General features: G+C 35.1%; 19 protein-coding genes. 9 read left to right on the forward strand and 10 right to left on the reverse strand.

Annotated features, from left to right (window positions below):
* Positions 1 to 32: 32 nt before the first annotated feature.
* From ACFOWA_RS10785 to ACFOWA_RS10805, 5 genes are all read right to left on the reverse strand, one after another.
* Positions 33 to 797 (reverse strand): TIGR03915 family putative DNA repair protein, encoded by a 765-nt coding sequence (locus ACFOWA_RS10785; RefSeq protein WP_378984975.1) that lies wholly within the window; start codon positions 795 to 797, stop codon positions 33 to 35.
* A gap of 34 nt (positions 798 to 831) precedes the next feature.
* On the reverse strand, positions 832 to 2091 hold the full coding sequence (locus ACFOWA_RS10790) for a putative DNA modification/repair radical SAM protein (RefSeq protein ID WP_378984977.1): 1260 nt from the start codon (positions 2089 to 2091) through the stop codon (positions 832 to 834).
* 107 nt (positions 2092 to 2198) lie between these two features.
* A complete protein-coding gene (locus ACFOWA_RS10795) occupies positions 2199 to 2843 on the reverse strand; it encodes an HD domain-containing protein (protein WP_378986148.1) in 645 nt (214 codons plus the stop codon).
* A gap of 71 nt (positions 2844 to 2914) precedes the next feature.
* The gene (locus ACFOWA_RS10800) at positions 2915 to 3193 is read right to left on the reverse strand and encodes a helix-turn-helix domain-containing protein (protein ID WP_378984979.1); all 279 of its coding nucleotides are present in this window, start codon (positions 3191 to 3193) and stop codon (positions 2915 to 2917) included.
* A gap of 243 nt (positions 3194 to 3436) precedes the next feature.
* On the reverse strand, positions 3437 to 4630 hold the full coding sequence (locus ACFOWA_RS10805) for a THUMP domain-containing class I SAM-dependent RNA methyltransferase (RefSeq protein ID WP_378986150.1): 1194 nt from the start codon (positions 4628 to 4630) through the stop codon (positions 3437 to 3439).
* Positions 4631 to 4702: 72 nt separating this feature from the next.
* Between ACFOWA_RS10805 and ACFOWA_RS10810 the strand changes: the two genes are divergently transcribed.
* The 3 genes from ACFOWA_RS10810 (at position 4703) to ACFOWA_RS10820 (ending at position 7978) form a co-directional block, all read left to right on the forward strand.
* Complete coding sequence (locus ACFOWA_RS10810) at positions 4703 to 5077, forward strand: DUF3127 domain-containing protein (protein WP_378984981.1); 375 nt, start codon at positions 4703 to 4705, stop codon at positions 5075 to 5077.
* Positions 5078 to 5285: 208 nt separating this feature from the next.
* A complete protein-coding gene (locus tag ACFOWA_RS10815) occupies positions 5286 to 7103 on the forward strand; it encodes an ATP-binding protein (protein ID WP_378984983.1) in 1818 nt (605 codons plus the stop codon).
* A 179-nt stretch (positions 7104 to 7282) separates the two neighbouring features.
* Positions 7283 to 7978, forward strand: coding sequence for a response regulator transcription factor (locus ACFOWA_RS10820; RefSeq protein ID WP_378986152.1), 696 nt, complete (start codon positions 7283 to 7285; stop codon positions 7976 to 7978).
* 8 nt (positions 7979 to 7986) lie between these two features.
* Here ACFOWA_RS10820 and ACFOWA_RS10825 read toward each other — a convergent pair whose 3' ends face one another.
* Together ACFOWA_RS10825 and mqnB are read right to left on the reverse strand one after the other, a co-directional pair.
* The gene (locus ACFOWA_RS10825) at positions 7987 to 8814 is read right to left on the reverse strand and encodes a menaquinone biosynthesis family protein (RefSeq protein WP_378984985.1); all 828 of its coding nucleotides are present in this window, start codon (positions 8812 to 8814) and stop codon (positions 7987 to 7989) included.
* Positions 8815 to 8854: 40 nt separating this feature from the next.
* Positions 8855 to 9481: a futalosine hydrolase gene (gene mqnB, locus ACFOWA_RS10830; RefSeq protein ID WP_378984987.1), complete on the reverse strand. Its 627-nt coding sequence runs from the start codon at positions 9479 to 9481 to the stop codon at positions 8855 to 8857.
* Between the two features lie 88 nt (positions 9482 to 9569).
* On the opposite strand from mqnB, the gene ACFOWA_RS10835 reads away from it, so the two are divergent.
* The 4 genes from ACFOWA_RS10835 to ACFOWA_RS10850 all read left to right on the forward strand — a co-directional run bounded on the left by ACFOWA_RS10835 (position 9570) and on the right by ACFOWA_RS10850 (position 15465).
* A complete protein-coding gene (locus ACFOWA_RS10835; protein ID WP_378984989.1) occupies positions 9570 to 9980 on the forward strand; it encodes a 6-pyruvoyl trahydropterin synthase family protein in 411 nt (136 codons plus the stop codon).
* Between the two features lie 5 nt (positions 9981 to 9985).
* Positions 9986 to 10618, forward strand: a complete 633-nt coding sequence (gene folE / locus ACFOWA_RS10840) for a GTP cyclohydrolase I FolE (RefSeq protein ID WP_378984991.1) — start codon at positions 9986 to 9988, stop codon at positions 10616 to 10618.
* An 82-nt stretch (positions 10619 to 10700) separates the two neighbouring features.
* Positions 10701 to 11582, forward strand: coding sequence for an ACP S-malonyltransferase (gene fabD, locus ACFOWA_RS10845; protein WP_378984993.1), 882 nt, complete (start codon positions 10701 to 10703; stop codon positions 11580 to 11582).
* Positions 11583 to 11736: 154 nt separating this feature from the next.
* Positions 11737 to 15465 carry a sensor histidine kinase gene (locus ACFOWA_RS10850; protein ID WP_378984995.1) on the forward strand — a complete coding sequence of 1243 codons (3729 nt, stop codon included), beginning with the start codon at positions 11737 to 11739 and terminating at the stop codon, positions 15463 to 15465.
* A gap of 1 nt (position 15466) precedes the next feature.
* Here ACFOWA_RS10850 and ACFOWA_RS10855 read toward each other — a convergent pair whose 3' ends face one another.
* A complete protein-coding gene (locus ACFOWA_RS10855) occupies positions 15467 to 16369 on the reverse strand; it encodes a hypothetical protein (RefSeq protein ID WP_378984997.1) in 903 nt (300 codons plus the stop codon).
* A gap of 209 nt (positions 16370 to 16578) precedes the next feature.
* Here ACFOWA_RS10855 and ACFOWA_RS10860 point away from each other — a divergent pair, with 209 nt between their 5' ends.
* A complete protein-coding gene (locus tag ACFOWA_RS10860) occupies positions 16579 to 18126 on the forward strand; it encodes a glycoside hydrolase family 10 protein (protein ID WP_378984998.1) in 1548 nt (515 codons plus the stop codon).
* On the opposite strand, the gene ACFOWA_RS10865 is transcribed toward ACFOWA_RS10860, so the two are convergent.
* Both ACFOWA_RS10865 and nagB read right to left on the reverse strand, forming a co-directional pair.
* Positions 18127 to 19269, reverse strand: coding sequence for an acyltransferase family protein (locus tag ACFOWA_RS10865; RefSeq protein WP_378985000.1), 1143 nt, complete (start codon positions 19267 to 19269; stop codon positions 18127 to 18129).
* Between the two features lie 135 nt (positions 19270 to 19404).
* The gene (nagB, locus tag ACFOWA_RS10870; RefSeq protein WP_378985002.1) at positions 19405 to 21330 is read right to left on the reverse strand and encodes a glucosamine-6-phosphate deaminase; all 1926 of its coding nucleotides are present in this window, start codon (positions 21328 to 21330) and stop codon (positions 19405 to 19407) included.
* A 156-nt stretch (positions 21331 to 21486) separates the two neighbouring features.
* On the opposite strand from nagB, the gene ACFOWA_RS10875 reads away from it, so the two are divergent.
* Positions 21487 to 22683 (forward strand): anhydro-N-acetylmuramic acid kinase, encoded by a 1197-nt coding sequence (locus tag ACFOWA_RS10875; protein ID WP_378985004.1) that lies wholly within the window; start codon positions 21487 to 21489, stop codon positions 22681 to 22683.
* The last annotated feature ends 65 nt before the right edge of the window (positions 22684 to 22748 follow it).

Raw genomic sequence — 22748 nt, forward strand, 5'->3', positions numbered from 1 at the left:
CTGCAATTTAGTTTTTTTATGTTAATCGAATGTTAACTCAATTGCTTTTCAGTTAAATATTTCCAATACCTTTTTGGTACATGTTGTATATGAAGCTTAGTATTTTTACGTGCAACGATATTTGCACTTTTAAAATAATCCTTCCATAGAACTGAATACAATTCTTCTTTCTCGTCTAATAAAATTGCAGAGGGATTTTTACTATTAACGCCGTTAGTGAAATCTATCGTAATTTCTTCCACGGAGTTTAGATTATAATGAAGGCCGTATTTGCGTTTCAAATCATAAATTATCCATTGCTGATCGGCATAGCGGGTTTTAAAATGATTGGAGATTAAAGGAAGTACATTAAAATCCGGATCTACACCTGTGTAAAAAATTCCATCGGCTGTATGTTGAAAGCGGATAAAAGCCTCCATTCTGTGTTTTTCTCTCTCTACGCTTTTAGCATATTTTGCTAGTGCAATTACGTGTTCGTTACCGTAATTATTCTGAGCACCCAAATCATTTTGGAAGATATAGATTGTAAACTGAAACAGATGGTTGTAAGCCTCGGAAATTTCTGATAGATAGGAGCAATAAAGTATTCTAAGCCAATCTTTTTTAAGTTTTTTCTGTAATCCTTTCCAAACCCTGTATGCTTTATCAGAATTTGATTCTACGACAAAGCATCCTGAAAATGCCTCCGGTTGAAAAATTTTGGCCGATTTTAGCACAACTTTCCCCGGTTTCCGTTCAAACCATTCGAATACGGCAGTTAAAAGTCCTGGTAAAGAATCATCAAAAATGTATATCATAAATATTTGAGGTCAGTTCGGATTTAAAAACCATTTAAAACAAAAGCATCTGATTGTTATCGGTTTTCAAATATTTACTCTGACTATCTGCCATGATAAAGGCTTTAATTTGTGTGCCCTGATAATCCTTTATCTGGTAGGGAGTATCTGCACAAGTAATAAAATGTTTTGCTCTATTATAAGCTACTCCAATTTTTTTTAACTGGTCTATCCGCAACTTTCCAAATTTTCTGGCTTGGACAATTTTATTGGCAGACATTACCCCGATTCCTGGAATACGCAAAATCATTCTATAATCGGCTTTATTTATATCAACAGGGAAATGCTGCATGTTGCGAATGGCCCAACTCAATTTCGGATCAATGTCTACATCGAGGTTTGGATTGGCATCATTTAAAATCTCCTGAACCTTAAATCCATAAAAGCGCATCAGCCAATCGGTTTGATAAAGCCTATTTTCTCTTAATAATGGTGGCTGTGTACCAAGAACAGGCATTCTGGAGTCGTTACTTATGGGAACATAGCCCGAATAATAAACCCGTTTTAATGCAAAATTTTTATAAAATGCATTTGCTGTGTACATGATGTCTTTATCGCTTTCTGGAGTTGCGCCAATTACCATTTGTGTACTTTGCCCCGCGGGTACAAATTTTGGAATGTGTTTTATCAACTTTTTATCGGCCGCAAATTGCGTAATATTCTGTTGAACAAATGCCAATGGTTTTATCACATCAGCATGGCTTTTCTCAGGTGCTAGAAGTTTCAATCCGGCTTCAGTTGGCATTTCCAAATTTATGCTCATTCTATCCGCATATAAACCAGCTTCTTTTATCAATTCATCACTAGCGCCAGGTATAGTTTTTAAATGAATATAGCCATTATAGTTTTGCTCCAAACGAAGTTTCTTACAAACCAAAAGCAATCTTTCCATTGTAAAATCGGCATTCTTAAAAATTCCTGAACTTAAAAATAAGCCTTCAATGTAATTTCGGCGATAAAAATTCATGGTTAATTCAACCACTTCATCAACGGTAAACGCAGCTCGTTTAACATCATTACTTTTTCTAGATACACAGAACAAGCAATCGTAAATGCAATAGTTTGTAAGCAAGATTTTTAATAGTGATACACAACGCCCATCTTCTGTGTAGGTGTGGCAAATACCCGAACTATGGCTATCTCCTAAACCTTTATTATCATTTTTTCTCGTACCACCGCTAGATGAACAAGACACATCGTACTTAGCAGCATCAGCCAGAATATTTAATTTTTCACGAATCCGATCAAACGACATAGAATTTTATTTACTAACAAATATAGCTTTATTAACTAAAAATATTAGTATTTAAATTTTACAATCCTATTCGTTTTTGGAATACTTTCTGAATAAAGGCAAGTGGTTTATCTGCCTTCCCACTCTGCATAAAAATGATCTAAATATAAAAGCATAAAATTATGGCGTTCTAAAGCGATTCTTTTACCTTCGGTGGTGTTCATCATATCCTTTAATAAAAGCAATTTTTCGTAAAAATGATTTATTGTTGGAGCAGATGTGTTTTTGTAACTTTCTTTATTTTGATGCTGTTCAGGAGGAATTGATGGGTCGTATAAAACACGATTTTTAAAACCTCCGTAGGTGAATGCTCGTGCAATGCCGATGGCGCCAATAGCGTCTAACCGGTCTGCATCTTGAACAATTTCCATCTCCTTTGATGTAAAGCTCTGTTTATCAAAGCTATTTTTGAAGGACATGTTTTGAATAATCAATTTTACCTGTTTAATTATATCTTCGGATACATAAATTGATTTAAGAAAGTCTTCTGCAACTTGAGGACCCAGTTCTTCATTTCCGTTATTAAATTTAGGGTCTGCAATATCATGTAAAAGCGCTGCCAAAGCAACAATCAATTCATCGCCTTTTTCGGCGTGATTAATTGTTAAAGCAGTTTTGTAAACGCGTTCAATGTGAAACCAATCGTGTCCGGCTTCTGCATTTTCTAACGTTTTCTTTACAAAATCAATGGTGGTTTTTATTACATCCTGCATACGATAATCTTTTTTCAAAGTTATCGTAATAAATGCAGGATGAAAATGTGATTTAAATTTTTTTGCGCTGACTATTTATGTGCGGCTACAAGTTCTTCTTCTGAGATTGTTTTTAACAATGCTGCAGGTTCTAAGGTAATTAGATGAGTTACGTCAATTTCTAAGATGGATGCAATTTGAAACATGCGTTCAATCGTTAATTTACTATAACCCAGTTCAATTTTACTGTACGCATTTTGGGAGATTTTCAACTTAGCAGCTAAATAATCTTGAGTATAATCTCTGAATTCTCTAACTTTTCTAATATTCCCGGCTACATTCTTCGTCTTCAAAGCCAATAGATCTTCCATAGGTAAGGATGTTTTTTTTATATACTAATACCATAATAAACGAAAATTGTTCCAATTAGGATTTATAAAAGGCCAATTTTTGAATCAAAAGTGTTATCTAAGCCTCTGAGGGCAATATTTGTAAGAAAAAAATTGCTATGAAATTCTGAATCAATGCGTTAATAGGGTGATAACTATTGCTTTAAGGATGATTTAAAACTACGTTTTTGAGTAAAATTCATTAAAATTGTCTAGTATTTCCGACTACAAATCATTTTGCTGCACATCATTCACAGGCAGTCTGCGGCTTCCATCATACAACTCATATTCTAATAAACGGCAATCGAGTTTACCATTATAAAATTCTACTTTTTTTGATGCCTTTAAACCTATTTTTTTCGCTAAATCTGGGTTTCCAGTAAAAATATAGCCCGAATATCCTTTACACTCTTTTTTCATAAAATCACCCATGCGTTTGTAGGTTAATTCCAGCTGACTATGAACACCTAAGCGTTCACCATATTCTGGATTAAAAACCACAACACCTTTGCCATCTTCAGGAACTGGTGTAGCTTCAAAATCGCAAACCTGAAAATCAATAAGCGTATCAACACCGGCAGTTTTGGCATTTCGTCTGGTAACTTCAACAGCATCCTCAGAAATATCAGAAGCAACAATTTTTAAATCGATATTTTTGATTACCTGATCTTTCAATATTCTTCTTTCTGCAAAAAATTCTTCTTCGTTATAACCCATTATATGCATAAAACCATAATTCATGCGGTAAAGTCCGGGTGCACGATTTGTGGCAATTAAAGCCGCTTCTATGGCTAAAGTTCCAGAACCACACATCGGATTAACGAATGGTGATTTCTTATCCCATTGGGTAGCATAAACTACGCCTGCCGCCAAAGCTTCTAACATTGGTGCTTTTCCTGGTATTTTGCGGTATCCGTGTTTTGCCAGAGTTTCGCCAGAAGTATCCATAAAAACATCTGCTTCAGCATCTTTCCAATATAAATGAACAACAGTTTTATTGCCATCAGAGCCAGAATTTGGGCGGATGCCCTTCTTTTCTTTTAGCCTATCTACTATTGCATCTTTAACTTTTAAATTGGCAAAAAGAGGTGTGGTAATATTAGGGTTATCTACATTGGATGTAACGGAAAAATAGCCTGTAAAATCTATCAAATCTTCCCATTCTATTGCCGAAATTTCATTGTATAAATCATCGGGCGTAATGGCCTTAAAGCTTTTTATCGAATAAAGAATCTGACTTGCGCAACGCAGGTTCAAATTTAGCTTTATACACTCTGTAAGGGTTATATTAAGCTCAACGCCTGTAGCAAAAGCTCTTTCTATGGTGTAACCTAAGGCCGTAACTTCATCTTGTAAATAGGGAGAAAGGCGCTTGTTGCAGGTAATAATTACCTTACTTTTATTGTGGAAAACTTGCATCATATTATATGCGAAGTTATCAATAAAATTATAGAGATTTGATCTTTATAGTACAATTAAGTAGTATTTGATATGGAAATTAAAGGAAAAGTACACGAAGTAGGTGCCACACAACAAGTAAGTGAAACGTTTAAAAAACGCGATTTAATAGTAGAGTTTGCAGAAAATCCAACATATCCGGAATACATCCGTTTTGAGGCTTTACAAGATAAAACAGCATTATTAGATAGTTTTAAAGCAGGCGATGAGGTTGAAGTTTTCTTTAATTTACGTGGCCGCCCTTGGACAGATAAAACAGGAAAAACATCATATTTTAACAGTTTAGTTATTTGGCGCATTAATGCAATTGCGGGTGGTGCACCAGCAGCTACGCCTAATACACCTGCATACGAAGCACCTGCTGACGTAAGTAATACAGCCGGTGAAGATGATGACTTGCCCTTCTAATAAAGATTCTTTTTAAGTAAACAATTTGACAAATGCCGGATATAATCTGGCATTTTTCGTTTATAAATAATTTTAAGGAACTGGCTTTGCTTGTTAAAATATGTTAAATACATGCGCTTCAGGCACTTATTAAGTATTTTTACAAGCGTTAAGTTTTTAAATGGCTGCGTTTTTACATGGCCTCGCTTAATATATCGACTAATAGTTAATGAAGAAAAGGAGTTTTTGGTTAATTACCGTTTTAATGACGGTAGCTTTACTTGGTGTTTTTGTGATGCAATTGTATTACATCAGGGAAGCGTATAACCTAAAATCGCAACTGTTCGACCAACAAGTAAACCAAACCCTTACCTCGGTAGTAAATAAACTTCAACGATTAAATGCGGCAGATAGAATTAATAAGAAAGATGCTGAAAATAAAATAAGAAGAGGGCAAGACCTTAGGCAGCGAGTATTAGATATAAAAGATTTAAAACAACAGTTTGCACAAGCATCAGAAATAAGACAGGCTGAAAGAGAAAGCGAAATTGAAAATTATCTTAACCAACAAGATAGCTTAATACGCGAAAGGTTTGTGGCGCCAAAAGTAATTACCGAGCAAGAATATGTTTCGCTTTCACCAGGTGGCAATGCAAAGTTAGATTTGCAAATGGAAGCTTACGTCGATTTAAATAGTTATACGATAAAAGGCTACAGCATGCGTTCAAAGCCAATATCAAATGCTGCAAAAACTTTTAATTTTAGAACACCGCAAAACCTGCCCGATACGATTAGATATCAAGTTTTTGATAATCGCGGTTACCCAAAGTTTGTTTATTTGCCAAAAATATCTGATGATTTAGAGAAAAAATTTAAGCGTGAAGATGCTATAGCAAAACGGAAACTGGAGGTGCAAATAGCGGCTTTAGGTAAAGTGCCTGCAGAGTATTCTTATTATAAGCTTTTAGATGATGTGGCCAAAGAGATGAAGGAGAAAGATGTACCGCTTTATAAACGAATAAACTTTAATAGTTTGGAGCTGCTTTTACGCAAAGAATTGCTCAACCATAACATCAATCAGCCATATAACGTTCAGGTAAAACTTGCACAAAAAGATTCTGTATTATATCTGCAAGCTTCACATCAAAATGCAGTTTTTCAGCCTGATAATACCTATAGAACAGAACTTTTTAATAATGATTTGTTTAGAGACCCTGGTGTTTTAGAAGTTAGTTTTCCGAATAAAAACTCTGCAATTGTAGGTAATTTGAGCGCTACATTGGCATCATCGGTTGGTTTATTGCTTGTATTGGTTTTTATTTTTAGTTACACCCTGTATGCCATATTAAAACAGAAGAAAATTTCTGAGATGAAAACGGATTTCATCAACAATATGACCCATGAATTTAAAACGCCGGTTGCAACCATAATGATAGCTAGCGAAGCGCTTAAAGACCCTGAAATAACAGAAGATAAAGCTCGGCTGAAGCGACTTGCTGGTATTATTTATGATGAAAATGTTCGTTTAGGTAGCCATATTGAAAGGGTTTTAAGTATTGCCCGTTTAGAAAAAGGCGAATTAAAATTGGAACATGAGGAGGTTGATATGAACGATTTAATTATGATTGTTCTGGATAGTATGAGCCTGCAATTGCAGAAAAAAAATGCAATTCTAAATGTAAATACCGATGCCGAAAATGCTATAGTTTTTGGTGATGAACTTCACTTATCAAATGTATTGTACAATTTAATAGATAATGCAAATAAGTACAGTAAAGACACGCCTGAAATAACTATAACTACTAGAAACGCTGGTAAAAACTTAATTATCGAGGTTACTGATAAAGGCATTGGCATGAGTAAAGAAAATGCTAAAAGAATATTCGATCAGTTTTATAGAGTACCAACAGGCAACCTGCACGATGTTAAAGGCTTTGGCCTTGGTTTAAACTATGTACAGGATATTATTAAGAAATTAAACGGAAGCATAAAAGTTAGTAGCGAAAAAGATAAGGGCACCACTTTCGAAATATCTTTACCTTTATAAATCAAGCAAAAACTATCGGTACAAAATGGCGCTTTACCGATACATAAATAGAACTATAACATTATTTATCTAAAATAGCTGGCAATAATTTAATATCAATTTTAGATTAAACCGTAATGCAAAATCACACTCAAACCCTAAGCGTAAGCCATAGTGCTTACACCAATAATTATAAGAAAATGAAAAAAATACTTTTGGTAGAAGACGACCCAAACTTGGGCTTATTGCTGCAAGATTACCTGCAATTAAAAGGCAAGTTTGATGTTGTTTTATGTACCGATGGCGAAGAAGGCCTAAGGACATTTAATAAACAAAATTTCGACCTTTGTATTTTAGATGTAATGATGCCTAAAAAGGATGGTTTTACATTAGGGAAAGATATTAGAAAGATAAATGCCCATGTACCAATGATTTTCGCAACGGCAAAAACAATGCTAGAAGATAAATCTGCAGCTTATGATTTGGGTGGCGACGATTACATTACTAAGCCGTTTCGTATTGAAGAACTTTTGCTTCGTATTAATGCAATGTTTAAGCGTGTTGCAAATAAAACAGCCAGTGGAGAAGAAGTAGAAGAAAGTCAGTTTTCCATTGGCAAATACAATTTCGATTATACTACACAATTAATTACTGCTGGAGAGCACATACAAAAACTATCTACCAAAGAAGCCGAGTTGTTGCGCTTATTGTGTTTGAAGAAAAACACTGTTTTAACCCGTGAAGAAGCACTTTTGACTATTTGGCATGATGATAATTACTTTAATGGTCGTAGTATGGATGTATTTTTAAGTAAACTCCGAAAATATTTGAGAGATGATTCTACTGTAGAAATTATTAATGTACACGGCAAAGGTTATAAGCTTTTAGTAAATTAGACTTAAAATTAAATATATAAATTCTGTGGTACTGATGGTATAAGGTTTCTTTCTTGAGCCATATTAAATAGGGTATCAATCGCCTTTCTACCTTCGTTACCCAAATTTATGCTGTATTTATTTACATAAAGCTCAATGTGTTTATACATCACGGCTTCATCCATTTCTTGTGCATGTTGACGGATAAATTCTATACATGATTTTGGATGTGCAAAAGCATATTCCACCGATTGGCGAACCAGTCGGTTTACTTTTAACTGAATTTCTCTATCTAAATTTCTATTTATAACAATACCGCCCAATGGAATTGCACAACCCGTTAATTGTTCCCAATAATCACCTAAATCAACAATTTTATTTAGGCCTTTATCTTGGTAAGTAAAGCGGTTTTCGTGAATAATTAAACCCAAATCTATTTTATCTTCCAGTAAAGCCGGCTCAATTTCTGAGAAAACCATTATTTCTTTATTCTGTAATTGAGGATAGGCAATGCTCAGAAGAAAATTAGCAGTGGTATATTTTCCAGGTATGCCTACTTTTAAATCAGCACTTAAATCGCCTTCAAATTTATTTTTGCTGATAAGTAAGGGGCCCACACCAAAACCTAGTGCGCTACCAGAATCTAATAAAGCATACTGGTTTGCCACATAAGCAAAAGCATGGAAACTAAGTTTTGTAATGTCTAACGCTCCATTTAATGCCTTTTGATTTAAGGTTTCTACATCATCAAATACTACATCGAATGTTAAACCTTCTGTATCAATTTTATTATGAATAAGGGCATCAAAAATAAATGTATCGTTAGGGCAGGGAGAAAAACCAAGTGTAAGTTTCATAGTTCAAAATTAGCTTATGCCTCAAATTTGTTAGTCATAATCAATTCATATCTTCCAAAAACGCAATCGCCCAATCATTTAAGTTTTTTATAGCCAGCCCAATTTGCCATTTATCCCTGTTGCGAGGTTCTACATAATTAGAAATGCTGCGGATTTGTAAACAATCTACATGTTCTTTTTGGCAAGCATACAAAACAGCTGCTCCTTCCATACTTTCTGTTTGTGGGTTTAATCGGTCTATTAAATTCCTGATGTTCTTATCATTGCCGCTTACCCGATTTACAGTAACACCTGTAACCTTCAAAAGATTGGTTTTTATGCTATTTTTAGCTTTGTAGGTGTTTTCTCCAAAACCTAAATCGGTTATGGTTAGAAAATTTTCTCCATCTTCTGCACCAAGTTCGGCAAAGGTATCTTCGGTAATATTTACCAGACTGCCAAGCTCTATAGTTCTATCAAAACTACCGGCAATCCCTAAGTTTAAAACCAATTTATATTTCGATGTTAAATGCTTACCTAATGCAAATGCTGTTGCTACCATACCAACCCCGGAAATTAAAATATCAAAGTTTTTGGCTTCAACAAAATCACCATCATCTAAATTAAAATGTTGGTAAAGAAATGTAAGTTCGGCTTTGGTAGCGGCAACAACTAATGTTTTCATCATGTAAATTTAGCAGATTGTTTCTATTAAAATTTAACCTTTCTTTAGTGTTTAACCATTAAACGTATATTTGCGGTCTATTTCTATAATAATGATTTACATAACAAGAAAAGCATCATTTAACGCAGCACATAAACTAGCCCGACCAGATTGGGACGATGATAAAAATACTGCTGTTTACGGCAAGTGCGCAAACCCAAATTGGCATGGCCATAATTATTGGTTGTATGTAACCGTAAAAGGCGAAGTTAACCCCGAAACAGGTTTTTTGGTTGATTTAAAATGGTTAAAAGACGTAATGAATACTTACGTTGTAGATAAAGTAGATCACAAAAATTTAAATCTTGATGTTGATTTTATGAAAGGTAAGCTAGCATCAACAGAGAACCTTGCAATTGCAGTTTGGGAGCAATTATATACACCAATTGCCGAAAGTGGTGCCATTTTGCATAGCGTTAAAATTTACGAAACAGAAAATAATTTTGTTGAATACTTAGGCTAAACTAAATGGGAAAAGACATTTTAAAAGGCGAATCGAGAGATGGCTATGTAAAAATAGATCGTTATAACGAATCCAAAATTGAAGCTGTAGCAACACATTATAAAGATATTCTTAGTCAGTTAGGCGAAGACCCCGAACGCGAAGGCTTATTAAAAACGCCCGAACGTGTTGCAAAAGCTTTGCAATACCTAACTCATGGCTACGATTTAAAGCCCGATGAAATCTTAAAATCGGCTATGTTTGAAGAAGATTATAGCCAAATGGTTGTGGTTAAAGATATCGAAGTATATTCGATGTGCGAACACCACATGTTGCCTTTCTTCGGTAAAGCCCATATTGCATATATTCCAAATGGCCACATTGTTGGTTTGAGTAAAATTCCTCGTGTGGTTGATGCTTTTGCCCGCCGTTTACAAGTTCAGGAAAGATTAACCAATGAGATTAGAGACTGCATTCAAAACACGTTACAACCAAAAGGTGTTGCCGTAGTTATGGAGTGCAGGCATTTATGTATGGCTATGCGTGGTGTACAAAAGCAAAACTCAGTTACCACAACTTCGGCATTTACAGGTAGCTTTTTAAGCAACGATAAAACCCGAGCAGAGTTTTTAAGGCTGATTACAGCAAGTTTAGATTAACCCCCCAATCCCTCAGGGGGAGTACGGATATTACTATTAATAAATTTAACTAAATATTTCCCCATTTAGGGGATTAAGAGGTATGAAAGCATATATTTTTCCTGGTCAGGGAGCACAATTTGTTGGAATGGGTAAAGATCTATATGAGAACCCAAAAGCTGCAGAACTATTTGAAAAGGCTAATGAAATTATCGGTTTCAGAATAAGTGATATTATGTTTGGCGGCACAGATGAAGAGCTTAAGCAAACAAATGTAACTCAGCCCGCAATATTTTTGCATTCAGTTATTTTAGCGAAGGTTTTAAGTGATAATTTTAAACCTGATATGGTTGCTGGCCATTCTTTAGGCGAATTTTCTGCGTTGGTATCAGCCAATGCTTTAAGTTTTGAAGATGGATTTAAATTGGTTATTGCACGTGCTAACGCGATGCAAAAAGCCTGCGAAGCACAACCTTCTACAATGGCTGCAATTTTAGGTTTGGCTGATGATGTAGTTGAAAAAATATGTGCAGAAATTGATGCAGTTGTGGTTCCTGCAAATTACAACTGTCCGGGACAGCTGGTTATTTCTGGCAGTATCGAAGGAATCGATTTAGCTTGCGCAAAGCTTACTGAAGCTGGTGCAAAAAGAGCACTAAAATTAAATGTAGGTGGTGCTTTTCACTCACCATTAATGGAGCCTGCTAAAATAGAATTACAGGCTGCAATTGAGGCTACAAACATTACTACCCCAATTTGTCCAGTTTATCAAAACGTAGATGCTAAGCCATATACAAACCCTGCTCAAATTAAAGAAAACCTGATTAAGCAACTAACTGGCGCTGTAAGGTGGACACAAACTGTAGAACATATGCTGACAGATGGTGCAACAGATTTTATAGAAGTTGGTCCGGGTAATGTTTTGCAAGGATTGGTAAAAAAAGTTAGCAGAGAAGTTGTAACCAGTAGCGCAACATTAGCATAATTTAAATACTTGCCACACATATGTTGCTGTAATGTATTGTAGTTTTGAGCTTATTGAATGAATATCGATTCGCTCAAAATTAAAAAGATACAAGTAATTTGATTTGTGATGCAGCAATTATCTTTCGCCATTATTTAATATCTTTATCAAACTGATGAAATTGAGCTTTGGTGTAAAAATAAGATTTCTGTTATTCGTTTTAGGTTGCTGCCTTATTGCAACCTCTATTTCGTTAAGCAGATTTACAACTAAAGAAGAACTTTTAGAGCGTGATGCGAAAAAGGTTCAGGAAAATCTTTTAGCCAAAGAAAAAATTGTGGATGATTTTCTATCCAACAAAAAAGAAATTGCTACAGCCAAAAGGTTTCATTTAGATGCACAACCAGCACTCGATTTCTTAAAAAAGTATCGTCCGATAGGAATAAATTTACAAACTTTTCAAAACAATAAACTTAAATATTGGAGCACGATAAAGGTTTCTGATATTAACCCCGCATCGATTAAAGAAGGTAAATCTGTTATCTACCTATCCAACGGAGATTACGAAGTCATAAAGAAAACAGATAAAGACTTCACATTACTTTTTTTAATCTCCATTCAATCTCGTTATGCCGTTCCAGAAAATAAATATTTTAAGAACGATATGGATGGTTTGCTATCCGATTCGAAGATTATAACTGTTTCCTCATACTACGATAAGGATATTTACAGTATCAAGAGCCGCGAAAATATTTTTCTTTTTGGCTTAAAAGTTAAACCAGGCTATGCAGATGATTATTATTCTGATACACAGGTTTGGTTGTTTGTTGCGGGTATCTTATGTATCTGCATGTTTTTTAATTCTTTATGCTCGTACATTGCTCGCCGAGGTTATTTAGTTCTGGGGAGTTTGTTGTTTTTTGCATTCTTTTTAATAGGGCGAATAACAGATGTAAGCTTTGGCTGGTTTAATCATCATTTTCCTTTAGAACTTTTCGATCCCAAAATCTATGCAAACAGCGATTTTATACCTTCGCTGGGTGATTTTTTATTGAATGTTTTTGCTGGTACATGGTGGCTTTTGTTTGTTTATAATCACAAAGAGCAGTATGAATTTCCAGATTGGATTAAGCGAAGTAAACCGATTGGGTTATTTATTCATGTGCTTTTGTTAATTCATATTGCAGCTATAGCATTCTTTGTCGATGATTTATTTTTCGGCCTCATCAACAATTCTAAAATTAATTTCGACATTATAAATATACTTAAGCTAAGCGGAAACAGCTGGGTAAGCATTGTTATTTTATGCCTGGTTTGGTTTCAGATTTATTTAACTACAGTTGTATCCATTGAAATATCTAAACAGCTTAATGTTACCAATAAAGAGCGGTTAATTTTGTTTTTAACAGGATTTGCAGGTGTTTTTATATATAAGGTTTTTACCGATTTTACCGCATTTTTTATAGTGTATGCCTTGGTTCTTTTTATTATTGGTAGAATATCGTACATCAAAAACAAGCATTTTTCAGTTGGCTTGCTTTCCATTCTTTTTTTCTGTTTAGCCTTCAACACTTCCATAAAATACATTAAGTATAAAGATATTAAAGAAAGAAGTGAACGCGAATTGCTTGCCAGAAAAGTACAATCTACAGAAGATCCAAATGCAATTATTGCCCTGAGTAAATTGGAAAGGCAATTGCTAGAAGATGAATTTTTGGTTAAATACTTTACAAATTCAGGCAAGGCCAATTTTGCAGTTTTAAAAAATCACCTAAAAGATTATTTAGATGGATATTTAAACAGGTATGATTACAATATTTATGATTATAACAAATTCGAAACGGCGATAAGTAATTTAGAAGCACAACCTATAGAAAAATACAAAAGGTTAGTAGAATCGGGCTCTGTGAAAATAGAAGCTTCCAATTTCTTTTATCAGGTAAACAATACTTTTGGTTATCAAGATTATTTTGGTATTGTGCCTGTAATTAAAAACAACATTTTACTAGGCACATTAATCATCGAATTGCGTTCCAAACCATACAATTATAATAATCGGCTTCCTGATTTGCTGGCAGAGCAGAAATACAGCAAAGATGAAGAGTTTAAAGACTATTCTATTGCGTTGTATAATGATGAAAAATTACTTAATCAATCAGGCGCTTACACTTATCCGCTAAATGGAAGTAGCTTTAAAGGGAAACTTAATGATTTTGTAACTATCAATGATAAATCTTTAAGTTACAGCCACTTGATTTTTAAGCCAAGTGAACGTAAAATGGTCATAATAAGTAAAGAAAAGGTTGGTTATGTTGAAAGACTTGCCGCACTTTCATTCTTCTTTTTGGTTTTTATTCTCTTCAGCATCATACTTTATGGCTTGGTTTGGCTTGTTAAAAATCTGGATGATGACAGGGTTGGTTGGTTTAGCATCAATCGTTCTTTAATGATTAATGCAAATAAAATACTTTACAAAACACGTATTCAGGTTTCGATTATTTTAACTGTTGTGGCTACTTTGCTTGTTGTAGGCTGGACCACCTATTGGTATATGAACAACGAATACCGCGGACAGCAAAATGTTTTAATTAAAGATAGTATTAGAAAAGTACAGCAGAATTTTGAGAAACAGGTTTTTAATGAGGGTAAAATTAGTACTGACGAAAACGCTGTAGCCGACTTTAATAACTTTGCCGATGTTAATAATGCCGATTTAACGCTTTATGATATAAACGGAGATGTAATCATGACAACCTATCCTAAACTTTATAATTTTAAAATTATAGGGCGTAAAATGGGTCCGATGGCTTACCAAAACCTAAATGGTTTGCAACGTTCAGAGTTTATCAATCAAGATGAAAAGATTGGTAATCTAACTTACGCAGCGGCTTATGCACCAATTAGAAATGCTCAAAATAAAACCATTGCTTACATCGGTTTACCCAACTACTCAAACGAAGATGAGTATAAAGATAAAATTGCCCTTTTTGTAAGTAACCTAATAAATATTTACGCTTTGGTTTTTGTAGCTATAGGTGTTTTAGCCGTTTTTTTAGCCAATCAGATAACAAGCCCATTAACTTTTATTCAGGAAAGCATTAGTAAAACAAAAATTGGGCAAAGAAATGAACCTATTGTTTGGCGCAGGCATGATGAAATTGGTTCTTTAATCAAGGAATACAATAGTATGATTGCCGCTTTAGAAGATAGCGCAACAAAACTAGCCCGCTCCGAACGGGAAAGTGCCTGGAGAGAAATGGCGAAGCAAGTAGCGCATGAAATTAAAAATCCTTTAACGCCATTAAAACTAGGTGTACAATTGCTAGAAAAATCGTGGAAGGAGAAAGACCCTAATTTCGAACTCAAGTTTAATAAATTTAGTAAATCATTTATCGAGCAAATTGATAGTTTATCAAAAATTGCCTCCGAGTTTTCGAACTTTGCTAAAATGCCTGATACAAAGCTAGAGCAAACAGCGATTTTGCCTGTTATAGAACAAGCAAGAGAGGTTTTTAAAAGCATTGAGCATGTAGAGATAAATATTATGAACCGTTCGGAAATTAATGTTTACATACAGGCCGATAAAGACCAGCTTTTACGAACATTTAATAACCTCTTTAAAAATGCGATTGAAGCAAATGATGAAGAGCAGAAATGTTTAATTAGCGTTTTGGTTTATCATGATAATAAAAATGCCTACATCGAAATAAAAGATAATGGAAAAGGTATTCCTGCTATTCTACACGACAAAATATTTGTGCCAAACTTTACAACCAAAACTTCGGGAACAGGTTTAGGTTTAGCTTTTGTTAAACAAGCGGTAGAAAATGCTGGTGGGACCGTTTCTTTTACATCGATAATTGGAAATGGTACAACATTTTACCTAAACTTTCCATTAGTCTAGTTTATTTAAGGTCTAGCTGTGCCTTGCCCATTGTTGTGCCATCGGTATAAAGAATAACCGTATAAATGCCTTTGATATAGGGCTTTGGATTTGCCCAATCGATTGTGTAGGTGCTATTATCGTTATTATAGTCAATAAATATAGAGTGGCTAAACTGCATTTCTTGTCCATCTGCTTCGAATCGATTGCTTTCATCGGCCAGCAAATTTCCGGCCGGGTCAAATACTCTTAAGTAGATATTATGATGACCTTTTTCTGCAAGTTCGTTTGGCGTTACGCTAAAACGGATGCTTAATTTTTGGGCAGCAGATGATTTAGTTACTTCAATTTTCTTACCGCTAGATTTAGTTCTATAAGCAATAATTTCTGCTTTCTGAATTTTCAAAGCCGCAGCTTTTTTTACCTTGGCGTTTAGGTTTGCGTTTTCATTTGCCAAGTTATTGGCTTTGTCGTTCGCATTTCTAATCGAATTTTCAAGACTATCCTTTGTAGATTTCAAAAAAATATTTTCTTTTTGAAGCTGATTAACCTGGTCGTTGTAATTTTTAATGAAAACTTTCAATTCATCAATTTGAATTTGAGCTTTATCTAATTCATTTCTGGTGATGGTTCCTTTTTCAAGCGAAAGTTTTAACTCAGCAATTTTCTCTCTGGCAAGCTTTTGCTCAGCCAATAGTTTCTCATTTAAATCGAGGTTAAGTGCATTTACTTTATCTAACTCTACTTCTATTTTTTCTACCTCAAGCCTAAGTTTATCTTTTTCTGTACTTACCGTAACAAGTTTTTCACCTTGCTGCCGATCTTTAAAAAACAAATATCCGTTTGTGCCAATCAAGGCAGCGATTACAATTATTAGAAAGTAAATTTTATTTCTATCGCCTTTATTAACGTGTTGTGGTTCCATTTTTAATCATGCTCTTTCGTTTCAGTTAATTATACTTTTTGTCTTCATAGGTAAATGGCACTACAATCAAGTATCGAAAAACGTAATGGCAATGAATTTTTTTAAAAAACATATATGAGTTTGTAAAAAAAATCGTTTACTTGCTAATGTTCAAATTGTATTAAAATTTAAACAACTTTACATCCCGAATAAAAAAACAGACAGAAATAATGTTTAAAAACTTCCTATACACACTTTTATCTTTAATTATACTACCTTATATATCAAATGCACAACCAACATCAAAAATTGCACCAAAAAGAGAGTTTAGAGGGGTTTGGATAGCTACATTAAGTAATATCGATTGGCCTTCCAGACCCGGCTTGTCTGTTGATCAGCAAAAACAAGAGCTGATTGGCATTTTTGAAAGACATAAATCACAAGGCTTAAATGCCATTTTATTGCAAGTAAGGCCAGCTGCAGATGCTTTTTATGGCAAAGGTAGAGAACCTTGGAGCCAATGGCTTATGGGCAAGCAAGGCTTAGCGCCGGCAGCAGGTTTCGACCCGTTGGAGTTTGCAATTAAGGAAGCTCATTTTCGTGGAATGGAATTACATGCATGGTTTAATCCGTATCGTGCTAGCATGAATAGTGTAACGCCTTTAAGTGCCGATCACGTTACAAAAAAACACCCTGAATGGTTTTTTACTTATGGAGGGAAAAAACAGTTTGACCCTGGTATTCCTGAAGTTAGGGAATATATAACACAGGTTATTTTAGATGTAGTAAAGAATTACGATGTTGATGGGATTCATTTTGATGATTATTTTTATCCATACCCAATTGAAGGACAAAGGATTAATGACGGAGATACTTTCTACAAAAATCCAAATAACTTTTCTAACATAAAAGATTGGCGAAGAAATAATGTAGATCTGTTAATTAAAATGGTTGATGATAGTGTTCATCACTATAAAAAGTATGTTAAATTCGGGATAAGTCCTTTTGGAATTTGGCGAAACAAATATGAAGATCCGGAAGGTTCTGCAAGTAGTGGCTTGTCTAATTACGCAGAGTTATATGCTGATAGCCGCAAATGGGTTAAAGAGGGTTGGGTAGATTACATCAATCCACAAATTTATTTTACGTTTACCCGGAAAGTGGCTCCTTTTGGAGTGCTTTTAGATTGGTGGAGCAATAACGCTTACGGTCGACATGTTTACATTGGTCAGGCTGCTTACCTGGTAAATTCGAGAGCAGAACTAGCTTGGAGAAATCTATCTGAAGTTCCGAATCAAATCAGAAAGATTAGAGAAAGTACCCGTATCCAGGGAAGTGTCTTCTTCTCTTCAAAATCGTTAAGTACTGTGGCAAGAGCTTTAGGTGATTCTTTAAAAATCGATTTATACAAATACCCTGCTTTACCGCCACAAATGCCTTGGCTTGATGAAACTCCTCCAAACCAGCCATTAGCACTAACTGCTGATGCTTTAAAGGATGGCGTACATTTAAAGTGGTTAATGCCCACAAAGGCGAAAGATGGCGAAACTGCTTCTGGATTTGTAATTTACAGGTTTGTTGAAGGAGAAAAAATATCAATACTCGACCCTAAAAACATTTTAAAGATGAGTTTTGATGATTATCTTACTTTTATTGATACAACTACCGAAAGCGGGAAAAGATATAGCTATTTAGTAACTGCTTTAGATAGATTGAAAAACGAAAGTGAACCAACCGGACCAGTAGGCGTAGAGATACCAATGGCTAAAGAAGATTAATTAGACTTTTATAATGATGTTCTTTTTATACATAATGTACAACAGAACATAAAACCCAAGCACATAAGTTATTGCCCAAACCAGTGAAGCATTTATCGGAGAAAAAAATGGCTCATAGCAAGTTTCATAAAAACGGACTAAAATACCGGTTTTTGTACCATCGGGTTTTGTCACCTTAATTAAATTTAGCACTCTTGGCATTAATCCGGCCAGAAAAAATACGGTAATTGCGTTAACACCATATACTACAAAGGGCGTTGTAAACTTCTTATAGCCTTGAACATCAATAATCCAATAACAAAGCGCCAGAGCAACTGATGCTAAACCGCCAGCATATAAAACGTATGAGCTTGTCCAGAGAGCTTTGTTAATAGGAAAGTGTAAATCCCAAAGTAAACCTAAAACAATGGCTGCAACGCCAGCGCTAAATAACCAGGCAACTTTTGTAGGGTTATCTACATCTTTTCTGCGCATCCAAATTCCAACCAAAATACCAAATAAACAAGTTCCGATAGCAGGAAGAGTACTTAAAACTCCTTCAGGATCCCATGTTTTTGATGATGCCCAAATGTGGGCTTCTGTTAAAACCCCTCTATCAACCCAGGCTGCTAAACTTGTTTCCTTTTCTAAATTTGGGTAACCAATACCTGGTACAGGAATGAAGGTTAGCAATGCCCAATAAACTGCAAGTATGATTATGAGGGTTTTAAAAATCGTTTTTTGCGATGCTTTTAAAAAAATTATACTGCTGATGATAAATACGATACCAATGCGCTGAAGTACGCCTAAGAGCCTTACGGTTTGTAATGCATGGGCAGGATCGTTAAGAAGCTTGCCAAAAATCGCCAAGAAAAACCCTAAAAAGTAAAGGGTTAAGCCACGTTTAATTGCTTTTAAAATAGTTTTTTTATGTGTTGATGGATCTGCTTTGCTGCTACTCATCGCAAATGCTATTGAAACACCAACAATCCACAAGAAAAATGGAAATACTAAATCGGTCGGTGTACAGCCATTCCACTCTGCATGCTCTAAAGGTGCATAAATATGACTCCAACTGCCCGGATTGTTTACTAAAATCATGGCGGCTACCGTTAATCCTCTAAAAAAATCAAGAGAAAGCAAACGTTGTTTGGGTTGGATCATTTAATCGTGGGTTAGATTTCGAAAACTAATTTAGAGTATTGTTTTTGGAAATAGAAACTTCAAAAACTTTTGTAATCGATTTAAATTAAAAATCCTGCTTTGTATTTCCAAAGCAGGATTTTCCTAAATTATAACCTAATCTTCAAACTTCCACCTAACAAAGGCTTCCATCGCTTCGTATTCGGCTAAACCTAAATCATCATAAGCTTTTGCGGTATCGCGATTGCGATCTTCGGCTCTCTGCCAAAATTCTCGTGCATCATCGCCAGGGAAAACAGCTCTGTCTTTTTGACTTTGATGCTTAAAGATAGCATACTTTTTACGCTCCAATTCCTGCGGACTAATCGGCACCGCCATTTCAATCTCGTGTGTTTCAAATTCATGCCATGCACCACGATACATCCACAACCAGCAATCTTTAGCCCATGCTTCTGTTTTTCGCAATTCGGTTAAAGCAGCAAGGATAATGTTAAAACAAACAATATGTGTACCATGTGGATCCTCAAAATCTCCGGCAGCAAAAACTTGTTCTGGCTTAACTTTTTGTAAAAGTTCTATGGTAAGTTCAATATCTAAATTCGTTACCGGATTTTTTTGATTTTTACCACTTTCGTAAAAAGGAAGTGCCTGGAAATGAATGTGATCATCATCCAAACCGCAATAACGAGCTCCTGCAATAGCCTCACCTTTTCTAATTAAACCTTTTACTGTTTGTATTTCTGGGGTATCAACTTGGTTTGGTTTCTTATCATCAATAAAAGTCCTCATCTTTTGATAAAGATCTTTAAGATGAGTATTATCCATTCCCATTTTCTCCGTAAAATCTACGTTAAACTCAACAAAACGTAAGGCATCATCATCCCAAACAGCAGTATTGCCCGATGTTTGGTAAGCAACATGTACATCATGTTTTTGATCTACCAAACGAATAAAAGTACCACCCATAGATATCACATCATCATCAGGATGTGGTGAAAAAATGATTACTCTTTTTTTAGCCGGCTCTGCCCTTTCTGGTCTTTGAGAATCATCAGCATTAGGTTTTCCACCTGGCCAACCTGTAATGGTATGTTGTAATTTGTTAAAAATATGAATATTGATATTATAAACCGGACCCTTTTCGGTGGCCAGTTGAGCCATACCATTATTGTTATAATCGTCTTCAGTAAGTTTTAAAATTGGTTTTTTCAACGTATTGGCCAACCAAATTACAGCTTTACGAATCAAAGCTTCTGTCCAAACACAATCTTTAACCAACCAAGGTGTGTCAAAACGCGTTAAATCTGACGCTGCAGGTGCATCCAAAATAAACTCAACATGATCTGATAGCTGAAGGTATGTTGCCGGTACATCTCCAGAAATTTCACCTTCAACAGCTTTTTTAATAATCGAAGCTTTTTTACGGCTCCAAGCCATTAAAATAATTTCGCGGGCTTTAAAAATTGTACCAATACCCATGGTAATTGCTTTTGTTGGCACAAAAGTTTTACCACCAAAATCACGTGCAGCATCTCTGCGAGTTAAATCATCTAGGGTTACCAAACGTGTTCCAGAGTTTGGTGCAGAACCTGGCTCATTAAAACCAATGTGACCAGTACGACCAATACCTAAAATCTGAATGTCCAGTCCTCCTAAATCGCCAATCTTTTTCTCGTAATCTAAACAAAAGGCTGGTATATCTTCTAAAGCTAAAGTACCATCAGGAATGTGTACGTTGTTTTTGTCGATGTCTATATGATCGAAAAGATTTTCGTTCATAAAAGTAACATAGCTTTGTGCAGCATTGGGCTGCATTGGGTAATATTCATCCAGGTTAAAAGTAATTACGTTTTTAAAACTTAATCCTTCTTCCTTGTGTAGCCTTACCAATTCTGCATAAACAGCAATTGGCGTAACACCAGTAGCCAAGCCGAGCACGGCAGGTGTGTTATTAGCTTGTTTTGTTTTGATGAGTTCTGCAATGCGATGCGCAACATTTACAGATGCAATTTTCGGATTTTCGAACACGCTAACCGGTAGTTTTTCGAAGCGTGTTTCCTCCAGTAGATTTAATCTTGCCATTTTTTTTGTATGGATTATGATGTACGGAGCAGTAAATATAGATAGTTATGCCCGATTTTTAATAAAGGTTATTTACTTTTATTGCAAGTAAATCGCGAAAAACGAATTAAAGGCACAAACAAACGTTTGATCGTTTTTAGAATAATCACTTCAATTATGAATCATCAGATAGAAAAATTGTACAAAAAGGTTAACAAGCAAGAGCGATTAATTATTGGTTTGATGAGCGGTACGTCGATGGATGGCCTAGATATTGCGCTTTGTAAAGTTAGGGGTAGTGGTGCAGAAACCAATATTAAGATTCTAGAATTTAAAACAGGTGAATTTACGGATGACTTTCGGGCTAAAATAAAAGCCATATTTTCCAAAAAAGAAGTCGATTTGCAATTGGTTTGCCTGATGAATGAGCATATTGCCGATGTACATGCAGGATTAATTAATAGTGCTTTGAAAGAATGGGGTTATAAAAATGATGAAATTGATTTTATAGCAAGCCATGGGCAAACCATTTTTCATGCGCCAAAATCGTTACATAAAATAGCAGATTACCCAAATGGCACTTTACAAATTGGCGATGGCGACCATATTGCGGTAAAAACAGGCATTATAACGTTGTCGGATTTTAGGCAAAAGCATTTAGCTGCCGGAGGAGAAGGCGCTCCATTAGCAGTTTATGGCGATTATCTGATTTTCTCAAAAAAGGGCGAAAATAGAATAATGCTGAACATTGGCGGAATTGCCAACTTCACTTATTTGCCTGGAACATTAAACGCCAATGAAATTTTCTCAACAGATGTTGGTCCGGGTAATACCTTAATGGATCAATATGTTCAGCATCACTACAACCTTTTTTATGATAAAAATGCTGAAATTGCTTCATCAGGAATATTAAATAAGCCTTTATTATCTGCTCTGCTTAGCTGCGATTTTTTTGATGTTGGGTTTCCGAAAACCACAGGGCCTGAGTTATTTAATCTCGAATATTTGTTAGCAGCTCAAAGGCAATCATCAACAGAAAATATAAGTAAACAAGATGTTATGGCAACCTTATGCCACTTTTCTGCAGAAACCATAGCTAATGCAATTCAGCGATGTTTTGGAAATGATGCTGCGGCACAGATATTTATGAGTGGTGGCGGTATGCATAACCCTTTACTGGTTAGCATCTTAAAAGCTAAGTTGCCTTATTCCACTTTTCTTACAACGGATGATTTAAACATCAATCCTGATGCGAAAGAAGCTGTGTTGTTTGCAGTTTTAGCAAATGAAACATTGTGTGGAAACCCAATTAACTTTGGAGAAAGACAAGGTGGGCCATCAATATGTATGGGAAAAATTAGTTTGCCCAAATAAAACATTTTGTATATGCGCTATTTTATTAAATTTGCTCTCAATCCTAATCTTTACTAAAATCCTTA

It is taken from the genome of Pedobacter lithocola, assembly GCF_042650845.1.
In the GTDB taxonomy this organism is placed as follows: domain Bacteria; phylum Bacteroidota; class Bacteroidia; order Sphingobacteriales; family Sphingobacteriaceae; genus Pedobacter; species Pedobacter lithocola.